The organism is Butyricicoccus sp. OF10-2, assembly GCF_003481925.1.
Lineage (GTDB): Bacteria > Bacillota > Clostridia > Oscillospirales > Butyricicoccaceae > Agathobaculum > Agathobaculum butyriciproducens.
In genome coordinates, this window is record NZ_QUMC01000009.1 from 71,947 (window position 1) to 94,173 (window position 22,227).

At 51.6% G+C, this 22,227-nt stretch carries 23 protein-coding genes; 12 read left to right on the top strand and 11 right to left on the bottom strand.

Annotated features, from left to right (window positions below; genetic code table 11):
• Nucleotides 1-3 precede the first annotated feature (3 nt).
• The 5 genes from DXB00_RS06780 (at nucleotide 4) to DXB00_RS06800 (ending at nucleotide 3,696) form a co-directional block, all read left to right on the top strand.
• A complete protein-coding gene (locus DXB00_RS06780; protein ID WP_118361572.1) occupies nucleotides 4-273 on the top strand; it encodes a phage holin in 270 nt (89 codons plus the stop codon).
• 46 nt (nucleotides 274-319) lie between these two features.
• Nucleotides 320-1,663, top strand: a complete 1,344-nt coding sequence (locus DXB00_RS17145; protein WP_243107178.1) for an N-acetylmuramoyl-L-alanine amidase — start codon at nucleotides 320-322, stop codon at nucleotides 1,661-1,663.
• Between the two features lie 170 nt (nucleotides 1,664-1,833).
• Nucleotides 1,834-2,994 carry a hypothetical protein gene (locus DXB00_RS06790; protein WP_119214678.1) on the top strand — a complete coding sequence of 387 codons (1,161 nt, stop codon included), beginning with the start codon at nucleotides 1,834-1,836 and terminating at the stop codon, nucleotides 2,992-2,994.
• The gene (locus tag DXB00_RS06795) at nucleotides 2,991-3,272 is read left to right on the top strand and encodes a hypothetical protein (protein ID WP_119214679.1); all 282 of its coding nucleotides are present in this window, start codon (nucleotides 2,991-2,993) and stop codon (nucleotides 3,270-3,272) included. The genes DXB00_RS06790 and DXB00_RS06795 overlap by 4 nt, the downstream gene beginning before the upstream one ends.
• Before the next feature lies 1 nt (nucleotide 3,273).
• Complete coding sequence (locus DXB00_RS06800; protein ID WP_119214680.1) at nucleotides 3,274-3,696, top strand: hypothetical protein; 423 nt, start codon at nucleotides 3,274-3,276, stop codon at nucleotides 3,694-3,696.
• A 623-nt stretch (nucleotides 3,697-4,319) separates the two neighbouring features.
• Here the strand turns inward: DXB00_RS06800 and DXB00_RS06805 are convergent.
• The 6 genes from DXB00_RS06805 to DXB00_RS06825 form a co-directional block, all read right to left on the bottom strand.
• A complete protein-coding gene (locus tag DXB00_RS06805) occupies nucleotides 4,320-5,891 on the bottom strand; it encodes a M56 family metallopeptidase (RefSeq protein WP_158581267.1) in 1,572 nt (523 codons plus the stop codon).
• Between the two features lie 193 nt (nucleotides 5,892-6,084).
• A complete protein-coding gene (locus DXB00_RS06810) occupies nucleotides 6,085-6,570 on the bottom strand; it encodes a DUF1284 domain-containing protein (protein WP_330427919.1) in 486 nt (161 codons plus the stop codon).
• Entirely contained in the window at nucleotides 6,471-7,040 is a 570-nt protein-coding gene (locus DXB00_RS06815) for a biotin transporter BioY (RefSeq protein ID WP_118730389.1), read from the bottom strand. Before DXB00_RS06815 ends, DXB00_RS06810 begins: the two co-directional genes overlap by 100 nt.
• 140 nt (nucleotides 7,041-7,180) lie before the next feature.
• Entirely contained in the window at nucleotides 7,181-8,230 is a 1,050-nt protein-coding gene (locus DXB00_RS06820) for an FUSC family protein (RefSeq protein ID WP_118730388.1), read from the bottom strand.
• Between the two features lie 285 nt (nucleotides 8,231-8,515).
• A complete protein-coding gene (locus DXB00_RS16320; protein WP_158578395.1) occupies nucleotides 8,516-8,692 on the bottom strand; it encodes a hypothetical protein in 177 nt (58 codons plus the stop codon).
• A gap of 103 nt (nucleotides 8,693-8,795) precedes the next feature.
• Nucleotides 8,796-9,509 (bottom strand): tetratricopeptide repeat protein, encoded by a 714-nt coding sequence (locus tag DXB00_RS06825; protein ID WP_118730387.1) that lies wholly within the window; start codon nucleotides 9,507-9,509, stop codon nucleotides 8,796-8,798.
• Between the two features lie 260 nt (nucleotides 9,510-9,769).
• Between DXB00_RS06825 and DXB00_RS06830 the strand changes: the two genes are divergently transcribed.
• The 3 genes from DXB00_RS06830 (at nucleotide 9,770) to DXB00_RS06840 (ending at nucleotide 13,315) form a co-directional block, all read left to right on the top strand.
• Nucleotides 9,770-11,038 carry an SPFH domain-containing protein gene (locus tag DXB00_RS06830; protein WP_118730386.1) on the top strand — a complete coding sequence of 423 codons (1,269 nt, stop codon included), beginning with the start codon at nucleotides 9,770-9,772 and terminating at the stop codon, nucleotides 11,036-11,038.
• Nucleotides 11,039-11,217: 179 nt separating this feature from the next.
• On the top strand, nucleotides 11,218-12,324 hold the full coding sequence (locus tag DXB00_RS06835) for a hypothetical protein (protein ID WP_118730385.1): 1,107 nt from the start codon (nucleotides 11,218-11,220) through the stop codon (nucleotides 12,322-12,324).
• Nucleotides 12,325-12,337: 13 nt separating this feature from the next.
• Complete coding sequence (locus DXB00_RS06840) at nucleotides 12,338-13,315, top strand: TPM domain-containing protein (RefSeq protein WP_118730384.1); 978 nt, start codon at nucleotides 12,338-12,340, stop codon at nucleotides 13,313-13,315.
• An 82-nt stretch (nucleotides 13,316-13,397) separates the two neighbouring features.
• Here the strand turns inward: DXB00_RS06840 and DXB00_RS06845 are convergent, their stop codons facing one another.
• Complete coding sequence (locus DXB00_RS06845; protein ID WP_118730383.1) at nucleotides 13,398-14,255, bottom strand: hypothetical protein; 858 nt, start codon at nucleotides 14,253-14,255, stop codon at nucleotides 13,398-13,400.
• Nucleotides 14,255-14,635 carry a hypothetical protein gene (locus tag DXB00_RS06850; protein ID WP_119214682.1) on the bottom strand — a complete coding sequence of 127 codons (381 nt, stop codon included), beginning with the start codon at nucleotides 14,633-14,635 and terminating at the stop codon, nucleotides 14,255-14,257. The genes DXB00_RS06845 and DXB00_RS06850 overlap by 1 nt, the downstream gene beginning before the upstream one ends.
• A gap of 407 nt (nucleotides 14,636-15,042) precedes the next feature.
• On the opposite strand from DXB00_RS06850, the gene DXB00_RS06855 reads away from it, so the two are divergent.
• From DXB00_RS06855 to DXB00_RS06870, 4 genes are all read left to right on the top strand, one after another.
• On the top strand, nucleotides 15,043-15,819 hold the full coding sequence (locus DXB00_RS06855) for a hypothetical protein (protein WP_119214683.1): 777 nt from the start codon (nucleotides 15,043-15,045) through the stop codon (nucleotides 15,817-15,819).
• Nucleotides 15,711-16,106 (top strand): FkbM family methyltransferase, encoded by a 396-nt coding sequence (locus DXB00_RS06860; RefSeq protein WP_147331155.1) that lies wholly within the window; start codon nucleotides 15,711-15,713, stop codon nucleotides 16,104-16,106. The genes DXB00_RS06855 and DXB00_RS06860 overlap by 109 nt, the downstream gene beginning before the upstream one ends.
• Before the next feature lie 80 nt (nucleotides 16,107-16,186).
• Nucleotides 16,187-16,627, top strand: a complete 441-nt coding sequence (locus DXB00_RS06865; protein ID WP_227108968.1) for an HIT family protein — start codon at nucleotides 16,187-16,189, stop codon at nucleotides 16,625-16,627.
• Between the two features lie 859 nt (nucleotides 16,628-17,486).
• Nucleotides 17,487-18,851: a replication initiation factor domain-containing protein gene (locus DXB00_RS06870; protein WP_158578394.1), complete on the top strand. Its 1,365-nt coding sequence runs from the start codon at nucleotides 17,487-17,489 to the stop codon at nucleotides 18,849-18,851.
• A gap of 55 nt (nucleotides 18,852-18,906) precedes the next feature.
• Here the strand turns inward: DXB00_RS06870 and DXB00_RS06875 are convergent, their stop codons facing one another.
• The 3 genes from DXB00_RS06875 to DXB00_RS06885 form a co-directional block, all read right to left on the bottom strand.
• Complete coding sequence (locus tag DXB00_RS06875; protein WP_158581268.1) at nucleotides 18,907-19,374, bottom strand: ankyrin repeat domain-containing protein; 468 nt, start codon at nucleotides 19,372-19,374, stop codon at nucleotides 18,907-18,909.
• A 26-nt stretch (nucleotides 19,375-19,400) separates the two neighbouring features.
• A complete protein-coding gene (locus DXB00_RS06880; protein WP_119214685.1) occupies nucleotides 19,401-20,411 on the bottom strand; it encodes an ankyrin repeat domain-containing protein in 1,011 nt (336 codons plus the stop codon).
• Nucleotides 20,408-22,227 (bottom strand): DUF4474 domain-containing protein (locus DXB00_RS06885; protein ID WP_119214686.1); only part of this gene is annotated, 1,820 nt, incomplete at its 5' end. The genes DXB00_RS06880 and DXB00_RS06885, both read right to left, overlap by 4 nt.

Below are 22,227 nucleotides of genomic sequence, written 5' to 3' on the forward strand. Positions count from 1 at the left end.
CTTATGAACTGGAAAATTCGTCTGAAGAACCCGGTATTCTGGGTGCAGGTGCTGACCGGCGCGCTGGCGACCGTGCTGGCGTACAGCGGTCTGACCGCTGCGGATATGACCACGTGGGCAGGGCTGTGGAACGTTATTACCGGCGCGTTCAGCAATCCGTACTGCCTGTTCCTGGTGGCAAGCAATATCTGGAGTGCGCTGAATGACCCGACCACTTCCGGCATTTCTGATAGCGCACGGGCAAAGGGCTACACTGCGCCCTCAGCGGAGTAAAATGGACTTGAAAGTTTCTTTCAAGTAGATGAAAGGAGAATGCAGCATGAGCATTCGCTGCGATATTTACGACCGCAGTCAGTACGCCATCTGGTTTGCGGCGGCACCGTACAGTGCCGCCGGCAAGCCTGCAAAGACCCTCCGGCAGTGGGCGGCAGACGAGAGTGCGGACATCGTTTACAACCTCGCGCTGTTCAACATGACCGGGCAGGGAAGCGACCGCTACGGCGTTATCAAGGGACGCACCTTGCAGTATCTGAAAGCCAAAGGTCGGGAGTGCGGCTATGGCGGTACGCCTGAGCGGCTGGTGTTGGATTCCAGCAATGCGGTCAGCGGCTGGAAGCTGGCCGTCAAGGACGGCAAGGTATCCAGCACTCTTGGTAAGTCCGACCGCCGCAGCAGAAATATGTGCGGTCTGCTGACAGACGGTAGATATATTCATGTGCAGACCTCTGCGAGCCACACCGAGTACGAGGTGGCGCAGTACGTCCGCGACCGCTACGACGTCAAGCTGCTGCTCGTGCAGGACGCAGGCGGCAGCACGGGGATGTATCGCGCGTCGGACGGCTGCCTGTTCGCGCCGGAAAAAGAGGGAGCAGACGGCAGACCGGTGTGCAGTGTGGTTTGCATTAAGCGCAAAGCGAACGTGAAAGTTCCAAAGGAGGAGCAGAAAATGAGCAAGAAAGTATTTATCGGCGTGGGACATGGCGGCAGCGACAGCGGTGCGGTCGGCTACATTGTAGAGAAAGAGGCGAACCTTGTGATGGCGCTGGCGTGCCGCGATTACCTCACGGCACACGGCGTAGAGGTACGCATGAGCCGCACCAAGGACGAGGAGGACCCCATCAACGAGGAGGTTCGCGAGTGCAATGCGTACAACCCGGATCTTGCTATCGACGTGCACAACAACTCCGGCGGCGGTGACGGCTTTGAGGTATATCACACTCTGAACGGCGGCACTGGCAAGGTCCTCGCGCAGAATATTGAGAAGCAGGTTATCAAGATCGGCCAGAACAGCCGCGGCTGCAAGACCAGACAGGGCCAGCGTGGCGATTACTACGCTTTCGTGCGCGACACCAAGTGCCCAGCGGTCATCTGCGAGGGTGTATTCGTTGACACCAAGGCTGATGCAGCACAGGCGGGCACCAAGGAAAAGCAGCAGGAGTTCGGCATCGCATACGCCAAGGGTATCCTTGATACGCTCGGCATTAAGTATGATACCGCGGCATCGACCAAGCCGGCCGAACCGGAAACCGATGCCGAGACGCAGGCGGCGATCACTAAGGTGCAGCAGGCGGCCGGCCTCAGTGGCAAGACCATGCAGTATCTGCTCGATTATGAGTATGGCATGGAGCTGATTCGCAAGCTGGCGGCAGTCATGCGGCAGTAAAGAAAAATTCCCCTCTGGAGTCGGTATTAGCACTGACTTAGGAGGGGAGTATTTTTATAGATGAAAAACAATATCAATATAAACAATTCTTATTGATTGACGATGCGGAAAAAGTGTGTCATAATACGAAGTGTATTATTGTATATTATTAAAGTAGATGGAGGCATATTATGGAAAATTCGGATTTGATTTTCAAATATAATACTGCAGCTACTACTAATATACAGTTAAAAAAGCGGCAGTGTGTGGTTAAGTGTCGAGCACAACAAGTGACAGCAACTTCGCTGATGAATATAGTAAAGTCGCTTAATGGAATACTAAAAAAATATATTCAGGTTAGACCGATTATAGAAATTGATTTATCGAATTCTATTATGAGCGATAAATTAGTCTATATTTTATTGGAAAATATATGCTATGCCTTGATTAAGAAAATGGGTTTACAAGTTAGATTAAAACTTTATGAGCATGATATGATTCAGGCTAGTGGATTTAAATATTCTCCATTGCATTTATTGAGTCGAGAACAACCGATAAATGAAAATTGTGAGGACTTTGTATCGTATTATAGTCGAAATCTAAATACCAATTTAGCACATTATAGAAGAATTGTTTCTAAGAATGAACAAGAAAACTCTGATATATTTTGCACTATTATGACAGATGTGCGAGCGTTTTTGAAAAGATATTATGGAGATGTCCAAAGAATAAAAGAAATCGCTGAAATAGTTGTTGAACTGTGTGGAAACGCATGGGAACATTCTCAGAGTGATTGCTTAATTGATTTAGATGTAGCTAATGATTTTCAAAAGAAAGATAAGTCAGATAATTATTTATATGGGTGCATTAATATTGTAATCTTAAATTTGTCGGAAGAAAAAATTGGCGATGGATTAAAAAGAAAAATTTTAACATCAGATCAGCTGGAAAATAGATACCAAGTTGTACGAGAGGCATATGAATTTCATAGCCGCTATTTTAATGAACACTATAGGGAAGATACATTTTGGGGAATTTCAGCATTTCAGGATAAGATCTCTGGTCGATTGGATAATAGCAAGACGGGAGGCACTGGTTTGCCAAGAATGGTAAGGTCGATTGAGAAGGGGTTTGAAGGCCTATGCTGTTATTGCTGCAGTGGTAACAGTGTCATACTTTTTCGACCTGAAACCTTGGAATATAATGATGAGGGTTGGATTGGATTCAATCAAAGCAAGAATTTTAAAACTGATGTGCCGATGGATAGAGTGGTTTGGCATAATGAATTCTTCTTGCCAGGGACAGGATTCAATTTAGCATTTATCTTCAAACGAGATGAGGTAATAGCATGAATCAGATTGAGTTGAATTTCAAAAAGAGCATTACGGGGTTGGCTGGAAACCCATTTGGAAAATCAGTGTATAAGGAACAGGTGGCTTCTAAACTGAATCCTGATTTGGAGAATGTAATCGTATTTCCGGATCAAATAGAAGATATTGCGATATCTTTTATTCAAGGCTTTTTCACCGAATTGGTTAATAAGTATAGCTATGATCAGATTCGTAGAATGATTAAAATAAAAGCAGGAAGCGATTTTGTGGAACAGAAGATTTGGGAGAATATTTATTAAAATGAGTATAACAGATTTGATTGCAAGTTTAGCATTAGCAACATCAATCATATCTCTGGGATATCAAATATACTCAAATCGAAGTATGTTAGAACGAGATTTATATGCTGACGTATTTAGAGATTATTTGATGAAATCCATTCCGTATAGTCGAAATGTACTACGCATACATGATGGTCGCCTGCATTCGTATGAATTACAGAAATGTTTGAGCGATTTGCGACGTGATATTTTGTATTTTAAGTTCACGAATAGTGTGTTCTATGATACAATGAACGGCATTATTATTGATATAGATGAATTGCTTGTTGAATTAGCAAATGAAGATAATGAGAATCAAGTTCGTATGCGAATGTCGGAAATTGATTATAAAATTAATCAAATATACGACGAAGTATCTAACATATATATACATGGAAATTGACGATAGCAAGGAGCAGATAAAACTCCTTGCTATCGTCAAAATTTTATGATTTGATCGTGCAAACAAGGGAATAATAAGGGAACGCCCTCGAAAATGTCAGGTGTTTTGTAGGGTTGCTTCAGACTGGCAGTCTGTTCGTGACACGGACGCGGCCTAGCACTGCGGCGGCTCGATCGAGAGCGACCATCACCCGCTGCGCGGCATCTGCACCAACCGCAACTCGCTGGGCGTGGAAATGTGCAGCGATATTGTCGGCGGCAAGTATGTCATCACCGCGCAGACCGTCACCCGTGAGCAGCTCGCAGTGATCCTGCAGCGGTTTGGGTTGGTGGGGAAGTAATAAAACCGAGAACGATGTAGGATTCGTGTAGGATTTACTTGGAATTCGATACGCTAAAGGCTACGATATATCTTGGAATTTGACTATTTCTCATATGCCGCTTGACGTGCGGAAGGTCAGCGGTTCGAACCCGTTAATGTCCACCACCAAGCCACTCATTTTGAGTGGCTTTTTCTTTTGTCTGCACAAAAGCAGCTGAGACCCCACATCTCAGCTGCTTCTATTTTCGTCCCACATTTTGCTTTTACTCTCTGTGCTGCTGCTATCCTTCGGCAGCTGCCTTTTATTGCTCGGTCTCGCGGATATATTTGAAAACCGAGTGCTCCAGATAAAATTGCACGTCACCTTCTGTCAGCTCATACGGCTTGTGGCCGTCAATGCACAGCCAGTATCGTCCGTCCGCACTTTGCTTGAGATAGGCATTCTCGTCGTCAAAATAGACGGTCGAGCTGCTGTCAGGCTCGGCCGGCGGCTCGAATGCCGGCTGCGGCAGCACCGCATACGACAGTGCCAGCAGAACGGCAAAGCTGCCGATGAGTACGGCACTTGCGGTTCGGTCGTTCGGCTGCTCCGCGCAGGCGAGCACGGCGGTGAACCGCTCCCGCATGGCCTTGTCCGCCTCGGCGCGAAACAGGGCCGTGGACGGCTGCGGCACCGGCTGCTGTGTGCAGCCTTGCTTCATCGCGGAGAGGATGGCGCGCAGATAGGCTGTGCGTTCCTGCGCATTCAGCGTCTGGGCAATCGCACGGTCACACTTAAGCTCGAGCGTCTGTTCCAAATCCTTCTGCAGCAGGTATACGACCGGATTCCACCAGAAAATGATGCAGTACAGCGTTACGAGCAGCTTGACAGCCGTATCATGGTTGAGAAAATGCGTGTACTCGTGCAGCAGAATGTAATGCAGCTCGGCATCTGTGTACATCTTGTCCGGCAGAATGATATATCGGCGCAGCACACCTACGCCAAAGGCGGATTCGATATTCGCGGCTATATGTCCGCGAACTTTGATGGTGCGGCCGGTCTGCCGCTGGATCTCGCTCAGCAGGAAAGCCGTGCGGCTGTCCCATGGCCTGGCTTGCCGCGCAGCGCGGATGGCTTTGCGATACTGCAGCGCGTAACGAATCAGCAGAAAAACTGTGCCGAGCAGCCAGATTGCACACAAAAGCAGTCCGACCGGCAGGTGCGTGACCGAATCGGGCTTGCGCGCCAGAAAGCTGTAGATGCGCGGATACACGACGCTGTCGCTCACAATCACTGTGTGCGGAAACTCGAGCGGCAGCAGCAGGCGCGCGGCGCAGAACAGGTACAGCAGCACCATGGTCAGCACGCCGAAATGCGGCCGGAAGCGTGTGCGCCGCACAAGATAGATTACAATAATCAACAAACTGCTCCACAAAAGTGCAGATATAAAGGAAAACAGGGTTATTTGCATATTATTTCTCTTCTTTGTTCTGCAGCGCAGCTCGTACTGATCGACCATTTTTTCCAGCTCGGCAATCAGCTTTTCTTCCTGCTCGGATTCGTTTGATTTGGCAGGTTTTTTGAACAGCGCCACGGCGATTCGGGCAAACAGTGCCTGATTCACGCCTTGCTCCTCGAGCATGTTTGCCAGAAATTCGTCCTTGGTGTAGCAGGGGACGAACTGCCGCGACTGATAGCGTCCGTTCTGCAGCAGACCGCTGACCTGCACCATGCCTTTTTTGACAAGCTGACCGAGCAGTTTGTCGATATAATTGGTGTTCCAGCGGGCTTCCGTAACTTTTTCGGCAAGCTGCAGCGTTGTGAGCGGACGGTTTTCCCGCCATAAGGTGTCCATCAGAATTTCCTCGGAGTTGGACAGCTTGAAGCGCTTCATTGACCTCACCTCTGTTTGGATAATCACCTGTAAGGTGTTTATTATAAGATAAGAATAACCACCTTTAAGGTGGTTGTCAATATCTTGATGGAAATTTGTAGGAATATCTAAAACAGGACATGATAAATTGTGAGAAGTGACAACATATTTTCTGGTGACAGGGGGAGAGGCACACCTTTCGGTGTGCCTCATTTCATTTTCCGCAGATATTCTTTTTGCAGGCGCTGACGGGGTACCACGCACATCCGCGACAAATATCCTCCAGCATGGCCGGGGTCATTTGTGCGTCGATTGCACGGATCAGGTCCTGATAAACGTACTCGCCCTCGTGCAAACCAAAGTATTCGACCGTCTTTCGGTCAAAGTGGGAGACCTTTTCCTGTGCTTCGCACAGGTCGTCAGCGGTATGGTGCGGGCAGTGCGCGCACAGAGAATCCGAACCAAAGACAAGCCGGATTCGGGTTCCCGGTACATTTCGCAGAGAATGCACAATCGCACTCATATTTTGCACAAATTCTGTGCTATAGCCTCTGCCGGAGTAGCCTTGTGTGCAAAGCAGATGATGCGGGCGCAGCCGGATCATGCCTTTAGCCCCGGGATGCGCTTGCGAACGAGAAAGCCGATCACGGTTGCAAGAACAGCCTTGATGACAGCGGTCGGGATGAACGGCAGCACGCATGCGGTCACGCCTGCGGCGATCGAGCTGTTCATGAGTACGCAGAACATCACCGTGCCGACAACATAGTTGACAATCGTGCCGACGATCAGCGCGATGACATATGCGCCGCGGAATGCATGACGGTGATCGGCGCCCCAGCCGATGATAAACGCCATCAGCGGGAAGGAGATCAGAAAACCGCCGGTAGGACCGATAAACTTGTCAAAACCGCCGGAAAAGTTCGCAAGCACCGGTACACCGACGGCACCGAGCAGCAGATAAATTACGCTTGAAACCGTGCTCAGCTTGGCGCCGAGTACGACAGCCGCCAGCGTAATCGCAAACGTCTGCATGGTCATGGGTACGCCGCCGGGCATCGGAATGGAAATCTGCGCCATGATCGCGATGACCGCCGCGAACAGTCCGGAATAGCAGATATCGCGCACGGAAAACGCGCTGCGCTGTGCGGACTTGCTGGAAATGTCACTCATTGGGAGTTCCTCCTCGTTGTTTTGCTTATTGCATTAAACCACAGATTTACTGCAATGTCAACTAGTTTCGTAAAAATGGTTTACGGTATGCGCAAAAAAGAAACAGCCGTTCCGTGCATTTGCACAGAACGGCTGTTTGCTCAACTCGCAGAGCGCTCCCAGCGGGCGAAAATGCGGTGGAGGATCAGGCAGAACAGCAGCGCGAACGCCACGCCGAACATATTCTGCGCGACACGCAGACCGACCGCGCTTTTGAGTCCGTACGCGCTGGTTGCAATAGCGAGCGCACCGAACGTGTTGAACACAGCCTGCCAGCCGTATTTCGCGGAAAAACCGACACCGATGCCGCCAATCACGCCGATATAGGCGTAAATCGAGGACGGAAGCAGAAAATACAACACTAAAAAGCAGCAAACACCTGCGATATTTCCGATGATACGCCAGCGAACGCGGTAGCGCATATCGTCCATCGCGGGAAGGATTGCGCTCATGGCGGCAATGCCCGCCCACATCGCACGCGGCATGCCGCTCAGCTCTGCAAGGAAAAGCACGAGCGGAACGCAGATGATCTGGCAAAGCTGCCATTTGGAGCGCGGATGGCGCAGATCGAAAGCAGGAAGGATGTCTCCTGCACAGAGCTCATAGGCATTGCCGCGATGGTTGCCGTAGAATACCGCGCAGACCAGAAGCGCACCGACAGCAAGTCCAAACAGGCGCATTTGATAGGCGTGCCCGCTCACATCGTAACCATACAGCAGCAGATAGCCGAGCACGAGTGTGGACTGATTGAACATTCTCGGCTCGTGGCAGCCGAACAGAATGAGCAGGGCAATCGCAGCAGCATTGATGAACAATCCGCCGACCGGGCCGGCCAGATTGGCTGCATGCGGTCCGACGGCCATAATGCCGAAAAATCCGGCGAGCAGCAGTGTGGACTGCCCTGTGCGAATGCACAGATGTGCGCTGCGGAATACGAGCAGATACAGCAGCACGACTACGCCGACAATGCTGTTGTCCGCGCCGAAGCCCAGACTGTAAAGTGAAACGAAAACAAAGCAGAATGCGACGGTTATCGCAATTTTGGTCAAGTATACGGCAATATGGTACAGCTTTTCGCGCTGTGACGCACTCTCACGGATGATTTTCTTTGAGCCTGCCTGATTGACCTGTAATTCCTGATAAAATGTCATGAAATTCCTTTCCAATCGGTGAAAATGAGTAACTATATAACTGTATCACCATCGAGAAAGAATTTCAACTGTTTTTTTCAAAATCGAACAACAGGCCGGATATACTTCCAGAAACGCACACAATCGTGCATAAAATAGAACACACGACCGGGTGCGGTATCCAGACAGCAGCCGGCGGCCGCTCGGCTCGTTCACGAACGCCATCTGCTGCTCGGCTTCGGGGACAAGCTGCCGCAGAAGCGCGCTGACCGTTTCTAAATCCGCTCCGGGAATGCGAGCCTGCTTTTATAAAATCCCAGTAACCGATGCTCTCGTAGTTGCGAATGTGTGCGAAACCTGCGATTGCGAACAGTCAAGCAGCCGGGCTAAATACGCGAGTGTCAGCGTTTCGCCCTCACGCGCACGGATACAGCGGTCAATCTCGGCGATCAGCCGCAGAACATTGTCGTGCCAGTTTTGCATGAAAATCACTCCTTGTCCCTACATGATACAGGGAAATGAGCTGTGCCGCTTGATCTGATCTGCAAAAAAAGAAAAACCGACGTAAAAACGCCGGTTTTCGATCTTATCCGTTCTTCTTGATGGCATTGATGAGTCGCTCGGCCTGTGGAGCGCCGTGCTTCTTGGCTTGCTCGGCCCAGTAGAGCGCCTCGTGCGCGTCATGCGGTGTGCCTTCGCCGCGTGCGTACAGGATGGCGGTGTTCATCATGCACGCTGCGTTGCCGCCCTGAGCAGCCTTGAGAAAATACTGGAAGGCGAAGGTCGCATCCTGCGGAACGCCGGTACCGGTGCTGTACAGCCATGCCAGACGGCCCATCGCCAGCACGTTGCCGCGGTTTGCGGCAATCTGGTACCAGCGGACAGCCTCGTCCATGTCCTTTTCCAAGCCGCGGTCGCCCGTCTCGATCAGGCTGGCGATCAGTGCTGCAGCCTCCGGATGACCGTATTCAGCGGCCTTGCGGTACCAGGTGAGCGCGGTCTGCTGATTCTTTTTCACGCCAACGCCCTTGTCATGGTAGCACGCCAGATTGAACATAGCAACCGGATCGTTTTGCTCAGCCGCCTTTTTTGTCCATTCAAAGGCATTTTCGGCATTCTTTTCCACGCCCTGTCCGCGCTCATACAGCGAGCCGAGCGCACGCTGCGCCGGTGCGCAGCCGTCCTCTGCAAGAGCCAGCCACTGACCGGCCGCTTCAGCGAAATTGCCTGCCTTATATGCGTCCAGAGCCTGATTGAACGCCTGTTCCATGCTCTGCTGATTTTCCTTGTTCGCTTCCATTGTTTACTCCTCCAGACAGTACCGCCTCCGAAATATGCGGTATGCAGATACCTTATTTTATCACACCGCACGTCGAAAGTCTACGAAAAAGCGAAAGAAATAGCATGGCACAACCGTATCTTGACAAAAATGTGAAATGTGTGCGAATGGACTTGCGCTTTGCGCTAAAAAAACGTAAACTGGAAATAGGATTTCTTAATTATTCACCAGGGTATAGATTGTAAAACAACGGCCTCTATCAGATAAAAGGAGAATGTCAAATGGGACTCATCAAAGCAGCAGCAGGCGCGGGCGGCGGTGTGCTGGCTGACCAGTGGAAGGAATATTTTTACTGTGATGCGATAAACGCGGACGTGCTCGCGGTCAAGGGCCGCAAAAAGGTCACCAAGCGGTCGAGCAACACCAAGGGTGACGAAGATATCATCACAAGCGGCTCGGTCATCGCGGTGGCGGACGGACAGGCGATGATGATCGTCGATCAGGGCAAGGTCGTGGAAGCCGCGTTCGAGCCGGGCGAGTTCGTCTACGATTCGTCCGCCGAGCCGACTATTTTCGCCGGTTCGTTCGGTGACAGCGTGTGCAAAATGTTCGCCAACATGGCCAAGCGCTTCACGTTCGGCGGAGAAGCGCCGCGCACGCAGCGCGTCTACTATTTCAACACCAAGGAGCTGACCGGCAACAAGTACGGAACCGCGTCTCCGGTGCCGTTCCGCGTGCTCGATGAGCGGGCGGGAATCGACATGGACATTGGTCTGCGGTGCTTCGGCGAGTACAGCTACAAGATTGTCAATCCCATGCTGTTCTATACCAACGTGTGCGGCAACATGGCAGAGGAATACCGGCGGGAAAATCTGGACAGCCAGCTCAAAAGCGAGCTGCTGACTGCGCTGCAGCCCGCCTTTGCACGCATTGGTGCAAATGGTGTGCGCTACTCGGCGCTGCCCGCGCATACGATGGAAATTGCAGACGCACTCAACGAACAGCTTTCGTCCAAGTGGCGTGAGCTGCGCGGCATCGAGATCGTGTCGTTCGGCGTCAACTCGGTCAAGGCAGACGAGGAGGACGAAAAGACCATCAAGGAAATGCAGCGCGAGGCCGCCTACCGCGACCCGACCCGTGCGGCAGGCTCGCTCGTGCACGCGCAGGCCGAGGCGATGAAGTCTGCGGCAGCGAATGCGAACGCCGGTCCGGCGATGGCGTTCATGGGTATGAATATGGCCGGTCAGGCAGGCGGCGCCAGCGTGCAGAATCTGTACGCAATGGGTCAGCAGCAGGCCCGGCAGGCGCAGGCGGCGGGCGAGTGGACGTGCTCGTGCGGACAGACCGGCAACACCGGAAAATTCTGCATGGGCTGCGGCAGGCCCAAACCCGAGCAGAACAGCTGGAAATGCGTTTGCGGTACGGTCAATACCGGAAAATTCTGTTCTGAGTGCGGAAAACCCCGACCGGAGAATACGGCATGGACGTGCTCGTGCGGTGCGGTCAATCAGGGAAAGTTCTGCTCGGAGTGCGGAAAAGCAAGAAATTAGTAATTAGGAATGAGGAATTAGTAATGAAACGTAGGGGCGCACATTGTGCGCCCGAAATCAAACGGTATGCAGATGGTTTACACGGGCGGCCGCTGACCGCCCCCCTGCGGAACACGTTCACCATAAAATAATTACTAATTACTAACTACTAATTCCTGATTCTCCAAAGGAGGATAGAAATGTCAGACAAAGCAACAAACTACCAATGCCCGTCCTGCACGGGACCGCTGCACTACGACGGCGCCGCGGGACGGCTGCAATGCGACTACTGCGGCTCGTCATTTGACCCGGCAGAGATCGAAAAACTGTACGCCGAAAAGGAACAGCAGACCGCTTCTCAGCCGGAGACGGGGAGCGACACCGGCGAATGGCAGTCCTCCGCAGATGAGGACTGGGGCGCGGACGCGGACAAGATGCGCGTATACAGCTGTCCGTCCTGCGGTGCGCAGTTGATCTGCGAGGAGACCACGGCGGCGACCTCGTGCCCGTACTGCGGCAACCCGACCGTCATTCCCGAGCAGTTCAGCGGCATTCTCAAGCCGGACTACATACTGCCGTTCAAGCTGAGCAAGGAGGACGCGGTTTCCGCGCTCAAGCAGCATTACAAGGGAAAGCTGCTGCTGCCCAAGCTGTTCCGCGATAATAACCATATCGAGGAGCTGCGCGGCATTTATGTGCCGTTCTGGCTGTTCGACGGTGAAGCCGAAGGCAGCGCGAATTACATGGCAACGACCACGCGCGTGTTCCGTCACGGAGACACGGAAATCACCGAGACCAGCTTTTACGAGGTGCAGCGCGCGGGTACGCTGCCGTTCAGCCGTGTTCCGGTGGATGCATCGCGCAAGATGCCGGATGATTATATGGATTCCATCGAGCCGTTTGATTATGCCGGCCTGAAGCCGTTCTCGACCGCCTATCTGCCCGGATTTTTCGCGGATAAGTTCGATGTTTCCATCGAGGAGAGCAGCAGCCGTGCGGACAAGCGCTGTCGGCAGTCGCTGTCGGATGCGCTGCAGGGAACCGCGCGAAATGGCCGTCCGTATACCTCGGTCACGCCGACCGGCGAGGATATTCACCTCAAACGCACCGGCGTGCATTACGCGCTGCTGCCGGTCTGGATGCTGAATACCCGCTGGAACGGCAAGAATTACATGTTTGCGATGAACGGTCAGACTGGACGCATGGTCGGTGACCTGCCGGTGGACAGAAAGCGGTTCTGGGGTCTGTTTGCCGCCGTTGCCGCGCCCATGACTGCGGTGCTGACGGCGCTGCTGTATTTTCTGTAAGGAGGCGGCGTAGATGAAAAACAAGAGAAAACTGCGCCTGGCTGCGCTCTTAGCCGTGCTTTTGCTGCTGTTTCCGGCCTTTGCGGTTGAGGACGATATAACGGATGAGAGCGACACCTCGACCACCCAGACGGAGGAAACTGACCAGACCGCACCGCTCGGCGGCACGGATTCGATTGACCCGTCGGCAGACAAGCCGCGCGTGTTCGACTATGAAGAGGTGCTGACGCAGGTCCAGATTGACACGCTCGAGGAAAAGACCAGGGCGATCGCGGAGAAGTATGGCATCGGTGTCGGCATCATCACGATTGACGACTACACGCCGTACGGCGATGACGCTTATGATGCGGCGGAGCAGCTCTACAACGAGCTTGATCTGGGTGCGAGCGAGGACGGCGACGGCGTGGCGCTGCTCATCAGTCTGGATGACCGCGATTTTGCGACCTATGTGCATGGCGCGAAAGCCGAGGAGATTTTCAGCGATGCGGTCCTGCAGAATTTGGAGCCGTATTTCCTGGATAATTTCGGAAACGATGACTGGTACGGCGGCTTATCGGACTTCGTTTCCGGCTGTGAGTGGTATCTGCAGCATGTAGCCGAAGGCGGCGAAGCCGGTGTGCCGGTGCATAATGAGGTCGAGATTTCGGACAGTACGCAGGAAGACACAGCGGACGATTCGTTTTCGCTCGGCGGTGCATTCGGTCTGTCGCTGCTCATTTCGTGCGTGGCGGCGCTGATCGTGTGCATGGTGTTCCGCTCGCAGATGAAATCCGTGCGTACGCAGACGACGGCAAATCAGTATGTGGGAAACGGCGGCCTCAATCTGACGCTCAGCCGCGATATTTACCGTTATACCTCGCAGAAGCGGCGGCAGATTCCGCGGAATGACAATAATAACAACCCGACCGGCGGCGGTCACGGCGGAGCCGGATTTTCCGGCAGCGTCAGCCATACCAGCAGCGGCGGACATGGGAGAAGCGGTAAATTCTGAATGAAGAATGGAAAATGGAGAATGAACATAGCTGCATTTTCCGTAAACAAAAAGCAAAAGACAGCCGACAGGCTGTCTTTTTTTATGCAAAAAACGGAGATAATTCCGCAATTTTCGCAATCGTTTTGGATTCCTCCGGGAAGTCCTTCTGCAGCCTTGCGGCACACCGTCTGCAGAAATCCTCATACAACTTGGGATTCTCCCGCATTTGCTGCTTAAAGCCCCAGATATGGGTAAAATATCCGTTCTGCGCACCGCCGAACAGCGCAGGCAGGTCGCTGAGAGCAGCTGCGCGTGCGTGCTTTTTCTCGGCGCACATGGCAAGCAGCCGCTGTTCAGCGAACACCATGTAAGTGAGTGCGTCATCGGCATCCGGTGAGCAGCGCATGAACCGAATGGCGGTGTCCGTGTAGTACCGTCGGAATTCGTCATTGCCGAAATAGGCGAGCGCGGTATTGAACGGCTGCACCGTCCAGTCAAATGAATCAAGCGGGAAGCCTTCGGTTTTGGCGAATGCCGTTTGATCCGGATAGATGGACGGCATAATGTCCTCGCGGTGGATGGCTGCGGCGTCCGGTCCGTCGAGCAGATTACTGATGGATTTCCAGCAGATGAAATCTGTATCAAGCATCACGCACGGCGACGGCACAGCGGAGAGCGCGTACAGCTTGCCGGCCGCCCAGAAGGCTGTGGCGTTTATGTCCTCGGGCATGGTGTCCAACAGGGGATACACGCCGTCATCCCACAAAAAACAAAGCCCGAGCGATTCATAATAACGCTTGGAAGGTGTGTCGCAGATCATGCGGATCGAACCGTTTTCCCTGCGCCACTCGAGCGCGGAAAGCGCGGTCGTGAGCAGTTCAAACGGCTCGATTCGGTATTCCATATGGGGATTGCGGACGAAAAACGGCTTTGTCCAGTTGGAGTGGAACGCCTGCATCAGATCAGCTCCAATCCGTAGCCGCCGACCGGGCACGAGCCGGAACCGAACCGGAACGAACCCGATCCGGAACCGGAATAACTGGTGCGGTAAGAGGTGGTGTACGAGGTCACATACGAGCCGGAGCCTGAGCCGCACGGCACGCAAACGGTCTGTATAACGGTAGTTTCGCCGGATGCGGAGACAGCGGTTTCCTCACCTGCTGTCGAGGGGACAGCGCCGCCCATGATGGGCACCGGCGGGCGTTCGTCATCGGCCGGATACCAGCCCTCCGGGTAGGGGTCCACCGCGAAAACAGGTGCCGGTGCGGCAGACTGTGCCGGCTCGCTTGCTTCGGGTGCGGTCTCGTGAGAGGGTGCTTCTTCGTTTTTGGCTGGCAATGCCGCGCATAGCTCGCTTCGTCGAACACAACGCCGTCGATCTCGCGGTATTTTTCCGGATTCATTGCCACAATACCGTTCGGCTTGGACATAACACCACACACCTCTCATTCACTAATTATAATTATATATGAAGGGAGCGTAATCCGCAACCGCAAACAAGCAAAATTTTGGCTTTACAATCCGCAGACGGTTTTCGTATAATAGTAGGGAGAAAACAGATACGGTGTTCCGGTCGGTTTATTATGCTGTACCATGTAAAATATTGTAGGGGCGCGCATTGCGCGTCCGTTTTATCCGGTTAGCACAATATCAATTCTGCGGATTGGATTAAACAACTACCGTAAGGCACCCGCCCTACGGTAAAAGTTAGATAAATGTCATTTGTATATAGAATGGGAGAAATTATGGATTTTTTATCGTTAGAGCAGTCGGTTTGGCGCCGGTTGCAGGAAGAAACGCGCCCAATCGCGCTGTACGGCATGGGCGACGGCGCGGACAAAATACTTGCGCAGTTCGAGCGGCTGGGCATTCGTGCGTCTGCGGTGTTCGCGAGTGATGAATTTGCCCGCGGCAACCTGTTCCACGGGTTCTGCGTGCGCAAGCTGTCGGACACGGTGGCGGAGCTTGGCGAGGATATTGTAATCGTGATTGCGTTCGCCAGCCAGAGAGCCGAGGTGCTGCAGCTGATGTATGCGCTCGAGGACAAATACGATGTGGTGGCGCCGGACGTGCCGGTGGTCGAGGGACCGCTGTTCGATGAGGATTTCGTGCGCGCGCATCAGGACGAAATGCAGCGCGCGTATGATCTTCTGGCGGATGATTTGTCGCGTGAGGTTTTCCTCGATACGGTTCGCTTCAAGCTGTCCGGCAAAATGGAATACCTGCGTCACAGCGAATCCGACAAGGATGAGGTGTTTCATAATCTCCTGCGCCCGACTGCAGAGGAGCACTTCTCCGACCTCGGCGCATACAACGGCGACACCATCCGCGAGCTGCTGCACTACACGGACGGCAAGTTTGCGTCCGTTACCGCCCTCGAACCCGATCGCCGCAGCTTTCGCAAGCTGAATGAGTGGCGAGTGCCAATATCACGGGCAATGTTACGCTCGTGCAGGCAGGCGCGTGGAACGAGGACACGGTCAAATGTTTCACCGATCAGGCAGGCCGCCAGTCCCGCGTAGCGGGGCAGGGCAAAGAGACGCAGATGCGTGCGCTCGACAGCGTGCTGTCCGGCCGCCCGTGCACCTATCTCAAAATGGACGTGGAGGGCGCAGAGCGCGAAGCCATCGCCGGTGCCGAGAAAACCATTCGGCAGTACGCGCCCAAGCTGAACATTGCTGCCTATCACCGCAGTGAGGATTTTTTCCAGCTACCGCTGCTCATCCATGCGCTGCAGCCGAGTTACCGGCTGTATCTGCGTCACCATCCTTATGTTCCGGCGTGGGATACGAATTTGTACGCAATATAAAAAACAGTGGAAATCCCGGTCGGGCCGTTGTATAATAAAGATAGATTACGGCAGGGTGTGACCTGCCGGAGAATTTATACATGAAGGAGATCATAACAATGGGCTGTTTTTACTGTGATGAGCACCATGAGGGCCGCGAAGCAATCATGTTTAAGGTTGGCGACATGAAGGCAGGTACCCTGTACCTGTTCAAGGATCAGGCACACAAGGGCCGCTGCGCACTGGCGCTTAAGAGCCATAAGAAGGAGCTGTGCGAGTGCGACGAGCAGGAGCGCAACGATTACTGTGCAGATCTGGCTGCTGCTTCTGGCGCTATTAAGAAGCTGTGGGGCTGCACCAAGATCAACCTCGGTTCGTTTGGCGACAGCAATCCGCACCTGCATTTCCACATCGTACCGAAGTACGAGGGCGGCTTTGAGTTCGGCGGCAGCTTTGCCATCACCAATCCGGAGCCGGTTATCCTGAAGGACGAGGAGTACAAGGAAATGATCGAGGCTCTCCAGAAGGAGCTTGGCCTTTAATCCTTTGGCTGCATAAGTCACAAACAGCATCGAACTTTACGGTTCGGTGCTGTTTTTTATACCTAAAGTTTAAGATTTGTTGTTTCAGGTATCGCGCGGCAGCGCGCATGAAATAACATTTGCTCTGCAAATGCTCGAAAAGGGGGAACATGTATCACCCTTTTTGAACTTCTGGAGGGAGAAAGTTTCTGTATAGGAACTTTCGGACGACTTTGGAACGGCCCACGGTCCGTTCCTGCTTGTCGGCGAAACTGTAGTTCTAATACGAAAAAAACAGAGCCTATTTTCTCCACGCATACTATTTTTTTGATTAAGAACCAAATTACCACTCAAAGACCGCACAATAAGAAATTTTTAACCATTCTAAAAACGATGCACTGCAAAATGCCCCAAATGTTAATGGTTCCATTATCGTCTGATAATGTTCATCTGGTGTTAACTGGTGTTAAATACTTTGGTACATTTTCTGGTGCAAACACCCTGCGGAAGATGGTTCAGTCAGCAACAACGAAGTCAATCACAAACGAACAAACCAAGACGGAAAGCCGTCCTTTGAAGTTACATTCAGAGGGCGGTTTTTGTTTACTCCGAAGTTAGGCTATTCAGCCTGTCACAGCACCCGACCGGCAAGCTGCGGCGTGCAGCGCGTAAGCCGCAAGCGAAGTCGGGCGTGGTGCTGTTGGGACGCGGTGCGGCCGCGTCCCTTGCCTTAAACCCCCTGTATCTAACAGGGGGGTGGAACTACAACATGAAACTACAAAAAACTAAGACCCCATGCCGGAAACCTCGTAATCAGCGATTCGGCAGTGTCCGAAACTTCCGGTTTAGGGTCTTTTATATAGAAAAGGAGCGATTTATTATGAACAGCACTATCAGTGAATATATTAAAACCTCGCGTCTGGAACTCGGTCTGACACAAGACGAACTCGCCCAGCGTGCCGGTATCAGTGTGCGCTACCTGTGCGATATTGAGAATGACCATGGTATTCCGTCAGATTGGGTATACGAAAGTTTGCAGCAGGCACTCTCCAATCACGAACAGAACCGCATGAAATGGGGCGCACAGCTTCGTAAGACGCGCCGCACTTACGGTGTCGAGCAGGAATGGTTCGCGCTTCAACTCGGCATGACAACAAAGCAGCTTCGCGCTCTGGAAACCGGCAAGACCGAATTGCCCTATCAGAAGCGTTTTGAAATCATGTCAGCGATCGAGCGATTCAATCCCGAAAATGAGCCGTTATCTATCATGTTTGACTATATGCGAATCCGATTCAAGACAACGGATGCGCGATATGTACTTGAAAAAATTCTACGGCTGAACATGAAATATGTAATCTCTGAGGACGGCGGCGTGTACGGCTATTCATACCGCTTTACGCACGGAAACATTCTTGTTCTGTCCTCGCCCGATGAAGAAAAGGGTGTGCTGCTGGAACTGCGCGGGCGCGGCTGCCGTGAGTTTGAGTGCTACCTGCGCGGACAGAAGCGGTCGTGGTATGAGTTTATGCGCGACTGTGCCGCCGAGGGCTGCGTATTCAAGCGTATTGACCTTGCAATCAACGACCATGCAGGACTGCTCCATGTGCCGACACTGTACCGCAAGCGCGTTACTGGCGAGTGCGTCACGCGGCTGCGGAATGTAGAATACTTCGCGTCCGGTCGGGAAAATTCGTGGGAAACCGACGAGGACTTAAAGATGGAGATGGGTCACACGCTCTATCTTGGCTCAAAGGATTCCGATGTGTACTTCTGTATCTATGAGAAAGCACAGGAGCAAAAGGCTAAGTTTGGAAAGTCGATTGAGGACGCAGACATTCTTAACCGCTTTGAACTGCGACTGACGAACAATGCTGCGGAAAATTCCGCAGACGTGCTAATGGACAGCGAGGACGCGGCAGGAACAGCGTTTTCCATCATCAACAATTATGTGCGCTTTATCGAGCCGCAAGCCGACAAGCGGCGTTATAACTGCCCTACGGACAAGCACTGGGAACAGTTCATGCAGGGCGAGGAACGCAAACTGAAACTGACAATGAAGCCGAAGCCGTTCGACTTGGAACGCACGGAAAACTGGATTAACAAGCAGGTCGCAAAGTCTATCAAAATGCTGCAGGAGATTGAGAAAATGAAAGGTCGGAATTTCGTACAGCAGCTTTTGGACGGCACGGTTCTGAGCGAAAAACATAGGAAGATTGTCGCGCAGGTGACGAGTGAACTGGAATAAAAGAATAGCCACCGGAGAATTATCTCCGGTGGCTATCTGAATCATTTTGTGTCTTTCACTGCTGATATTGCTCCAACAATTCTAAAATTTCACCAAATCCATATAATTCTGCGCCTTCTTTTGGAGTACGCTCCGCGGAACCATCATCATACACTGTGGTTTCATCCACAGCAGCACCGTGTTCCAAAAGCAGCTTGACCAGTGCAATGTTGCCGGTTTCAACAGCCATTGGTAAACATTTCCGTGCTGCGTTGACATCACAGCCGATGTCCAGCAAATATTGCACGGTTTCTATCTGTTCTGCCCAGCAGGCGTCCTGCAGGACGCTGGAATCTCCGTTCGTGTCGTCTGCACGGTAATCCGGATCATATCCGAGCGATACCCAATACCGAATAATTGCCGTTTGTCCGGTCCGTGCTGCGTTTTTCATCGCGTACCATGCCGTAGTATCGTTCACGGGATAGCCATGCTGGATTAGCATCTGCGTAATTTCAACATTGCCGTTTTCGGATGCACCGTCCATGATATTATCAAACACTTCCCAGATACTTACCGTCCCGGTAATGACCGGAGTACCACTGTCCAGTAAAAGTCGGCAAGCCTCCGTGCTGTTGTTTCGAATTGCGGTGCGCAATGCCGCATCACGCTTTCGGTGTCCCATGCGCCCTGATCCAGCAAGAAGTTCATCACATCGGTATTGTTTTGCTTCGCTGCGATTTGCAGCAGTGTGTTGTCAGCGGCATCTATGGATTGGATGGTTCCAAACCCACTCATAAGTAGCAATTTGACAGTGCTGGCATCGCAGAAGGCAACGGCATAGCAAAGCGTTTGCAATTGCTCCTCTTCGGAAAGATCGGTTTTCGCTGCCAATTCCTGCACTTTCGTATTGTCACCGCGAATCGCAGCTTCAAAGATTGGCGTGAGAATTGTGCTCGTCTGTGATGGATCCAGTGAAGCAACTAATTTGTGAATCCGCTGATAATGTGTATATGCGCCTTCGAAATCCAGTGCATGAGATAGCACCACAGGTGTCACCTCTGCACCATAGGAAAGCAACAGGTTCATTGCCGCCATATCGTCATCCAGTTGGACGGCGTAATCTAACGCTGTCCAACCTTCTTTATTCTGCTGCGATACATCTGCGTCGTATCGTAAAAACAGTTCTGCATAATCAGAGGACGAATAATTCCCAGCCCCCGGCAAAAAACCGTACTGCTGCGGTTTATAACCAGACGCATACATCAGTAGAGTGTTGCCTTGACGGTCCGCATAATTTGCGTCACTTCCATTTTTCAACAACTGTTCCAGAAATAATGGGCGAGGAGTTGTTTGCCATACGCACAGGATTGGACTTGTAAACGATCCATTTACCCATATGCGGTTCATATTTGCCCCCTCTTTCGCTGCCTCCTGAATTGCATCATAATTGGGGTGAACAACCGCTGATACAAGTCGTTGCGTTGCCTGCATATTGTCTAGCACTTGTTCATAATCCGGACGACAACCGGTTAGCAAGAAAAGCATTCCCGAAAAGAACAGAAAATATCTCAAGTGTCTCATTTATTATATCCTCCCCAAGTGAATGACACTTTGGTATTTGTTAGTTGTGTAGTCATTTTATTGGAAAGTTTGCTATTTCGGGAACTCGGCTTAGGTTTAACCGTTCTCATAAATGCTTTCGCTACATCACGCGACGGGAAGGTAATGCTACCAACCATTGTTAAATCAAGGCAATTTACAATTTCTGTACTTGGTCTAAAACCTGTAATCCACCAATGTGTTGTCGCTGGGCGAATGAACAGCAGATTACGAGGATTATAACTACCTTTATATAGATCAAACTGCATAAGCATCATATCCGTATCTGCCACCGCACTATAGTGGTTAAGACGGTCGCATAGTAAAGATTTGAAATATCTTACATTATTATCGTTATAAATGGAAGAATAATCTACGGATAAAGTTGTATCTACTGCATTAGGAGAGCGATAATAAAGACCTATTTCGCCACCTATACCCATATTTAGGTAATTTCCCTTCCAGCCTTCAATGCGCCACTCTTTTATTACGCCAGACTTCGTAGGTGCAGTGAAAAAAGCTTCAAAACGAGTATAGTTACATACATTAAAAGCAATATCATATAGGTTATTGTATCCGGCATCTCTTTGCAGTGCGTTAACCTCTGCATACCACACCCCGTTTTTTGTATCCTTTTTGAACAGGGTATTAGGAAGAGGATCGACCCATATAGTTGGACGGTCTAATCCTAATGCTTGATATAGATACGCATCCGTTGTATAAAAATGGCCGCCGCTATTCCACATATATGCAGGATTGCACCATAAATAACTATACTTTCCATCAATCTGAACCACCAAATTATTCCTTTTTGAATCCCAACTGATGGTACCCTTACGACTTTCTACAAATTTTCTAATTTGAATTTCTTCTAAACCGTATGGATCAACTCGATTTGTTATACTATTCCCGCAATACGTATACCAATTATCGCCAGCTTTAGCTGGGTCTTCCTGCGTGAACCGGTGGTCGGCAGGGTCGTAGAAACGATTCTGCGCGAAATACAGGTCAAGCACTTCGTCCCAAGTGTAGCCGGTGAAATTGTTGGCGTTGTCGATACCGCTGAAATTCGTGTCCGTGTAGGTTTCGGTCAGCGGATTGCCCCACGGGTCATAGATCGTGTGCGAGATTACCTTGCCGTTTTCATCTACGGCAAACAGTGTGCTGCCAAGGTGGCTGGTGCGATACCACACCTTGCGTACATCGTTTGCAGCAAAGTCGCTTTGCAGGTTTTCGCCGCCCTCGCCGCGCTTCGTGCCGGCTGCATAGCCGTACTCTGCGGAGATTCGGGTGCTGTTCTCATCGTACACATAACGCTGTGTGAAGCTGCCGTCCTCTGTTATCAGTATATCACGGTTAGCCGTAGAAAGATAGTCCACAACATAGTTCTTTGTTACGGTTTCAAAGTTGCTCTGGAAGGTCGTGCCTACCTCGGTTTCCCATGTACGCTGCCAGAAAAAGCGTCCGTCCATCAAGAAATCCAGATAATCGGTGCCGTGCGAACCGTCCTTCAAGTCGGAGTTTGCATGACCGGCGTTCTTGTTGTCGCGCACCTGTACATTCTTAATGCGTGCATTGAGCGCATTGTAAGTGTAGGTACTGCTCTGGCCGTCTTCGATCTTGCCGGTTTTCAGCTTGTTCTGTGCCGTGTAGGTATACTCGGTCGCGCCGTCCGGTGCAGCCTTCTTGATCAGATTGCCCGCCGCGTCATAGGTATAAGTGGTCGTACCGTCCTTGCCGGTCTTGCTAACCAGACGGTTTTGCAGATCGTAGGTGTAAGTGTTCGTACCATCGGAAA

Coding starts and splice junctions, on each gene's coding strand:
- DXB00_RS06865 (WP_227108968.1), top strand. CDS start 16,187: ATGAAGGAGATCATAACAATGGGCTGTTTTTACTGTGATGAGCACCAT.
- DXB00_RS17145 (WP_243107178.1), top strand. CDS start 320: ATGAGCATTCGCTGCGATATTTACGACCGCAGTCAGTACGCCATCTGG.
- DXB00_RS06805 (WP_158581267.1), bottom strand. CDS start 5,891: ATGAAGCGCTTCAAGCTGTCCAACTCCGAGGAAATTCTGATGGACACC.
- DXB00_RS06845 (WP_118730383.1), bottom strand. CDS start 14,255: ATGCAGGCGTTCCACTCCAACTGGACAAAGCCGTTTTTCGTCCGCAAT.
- DXB00_RS06835 (WP_118730385.1), top strand. CDS start 11,218: ATGTCAGACAAAGCAACAAACTACCAATGCCCGTCCTGCACGGGACCG.
- DXB00_RS06855 (WP_119214683.1), top strand. CDS start 15,043: ATGGATTTTTTATCGTTAGAGCAGTCGGTTTGGCGCCGGTTGCAGGAA.
- DXB00_RS06830 (WP_118730386.1), top strand. CDS start 9,770: ATGGGACTCATCAAAGCAGCAGCAGGCGCGGGCGGCGGTGTGCTGGCT.
- DXB00_RS06840 (WP_118730384.1), top strand. CDS start 12,338: ATGAAAAACAAGAGAAAACTGCGCCTGGCTGCGCTCTTAGCCGTGCTT.
- DXB00_RS06790 (WP_119214678.1), top strand. CDS start 1,834: ATGGAAAATTCGGATTTGATTTTCAAATATAATACTGCAGCTACTACT.
- DXB00_RS06795 (WP_119214679.1), top strand. CDS start 2,991: ATGAATCAGATTGAGTTGAATTTCAAAAAGAGCATTACGGGGTTGGCT.
- DXB00_RS06825 (WP_118730387.1), bottom strand. CDS start 9,509: ATGGAAGCGAACAAGGAAAATCAGCAGAGCATGGAACAGGCGTTCAAT.
- DXB00_RS06820 (WP_118730388.1), bottom strand. CDS start 8,230: ATGACATTTTATCAGGAATTACAGGTCAATCAGGCAGGCTCAAAGAAA.
- DXB00_RS06810 (WP_330427919.1), bottom strand. CDS start 6,570: ATGCGTGCTGCCGTTCATCCCGACCGCTGTCATCAAGGCTGTTCTTGC.
- DXB00_RS16320 (WP_158578395.1), bottom strand. CDS start 8,692: ATGCAAAACTGGCACGACAATGTTCTGCGGCTGATCGCCGAGATTGAC.
- DXB00_RS06815 (WP_118730389.1), bottom strand. CDS start 7,040: ATGAGTGACATTTCCAGCAAGTCCGCACAGCGCAGCGCGTTTTCCGTG.
- DXB00_RS06870 (WP_158578394.1), top strand. CDS start 17,487: ATGAACAGCACTATCAGTGAATATATTAAAACCTCGCGTCTGGAACTC.
- DXB00_RS06780 (WP_118361572.1), top strand. CDS start 4: ATGAACTGGAAAATTCGTCTGAAGAACCCGGTATTCTGGGTGCAGGTG.
- DXB00_RS06800 (WP_119214680.1), top strand. CDS start 3,274: ATGAGTATAACAGATTTGATTGCAAGTTTAGCATTAGCAACATCAATC.
- DXB00_RS06880 (WP_119214685.1), bottom strand. CDS start 20,411: ATGAGACACTTGAGATATTTTCTGTTCTTTTCGGGAATGCTTTTCTTG.
- DXB00_RS06875 (WP_158581268.1), bottom strand. CDS start 19,374: ATGGACGGTGCATCCGAAAACGGCAATGTTGAAATTACGCAGATGCTA.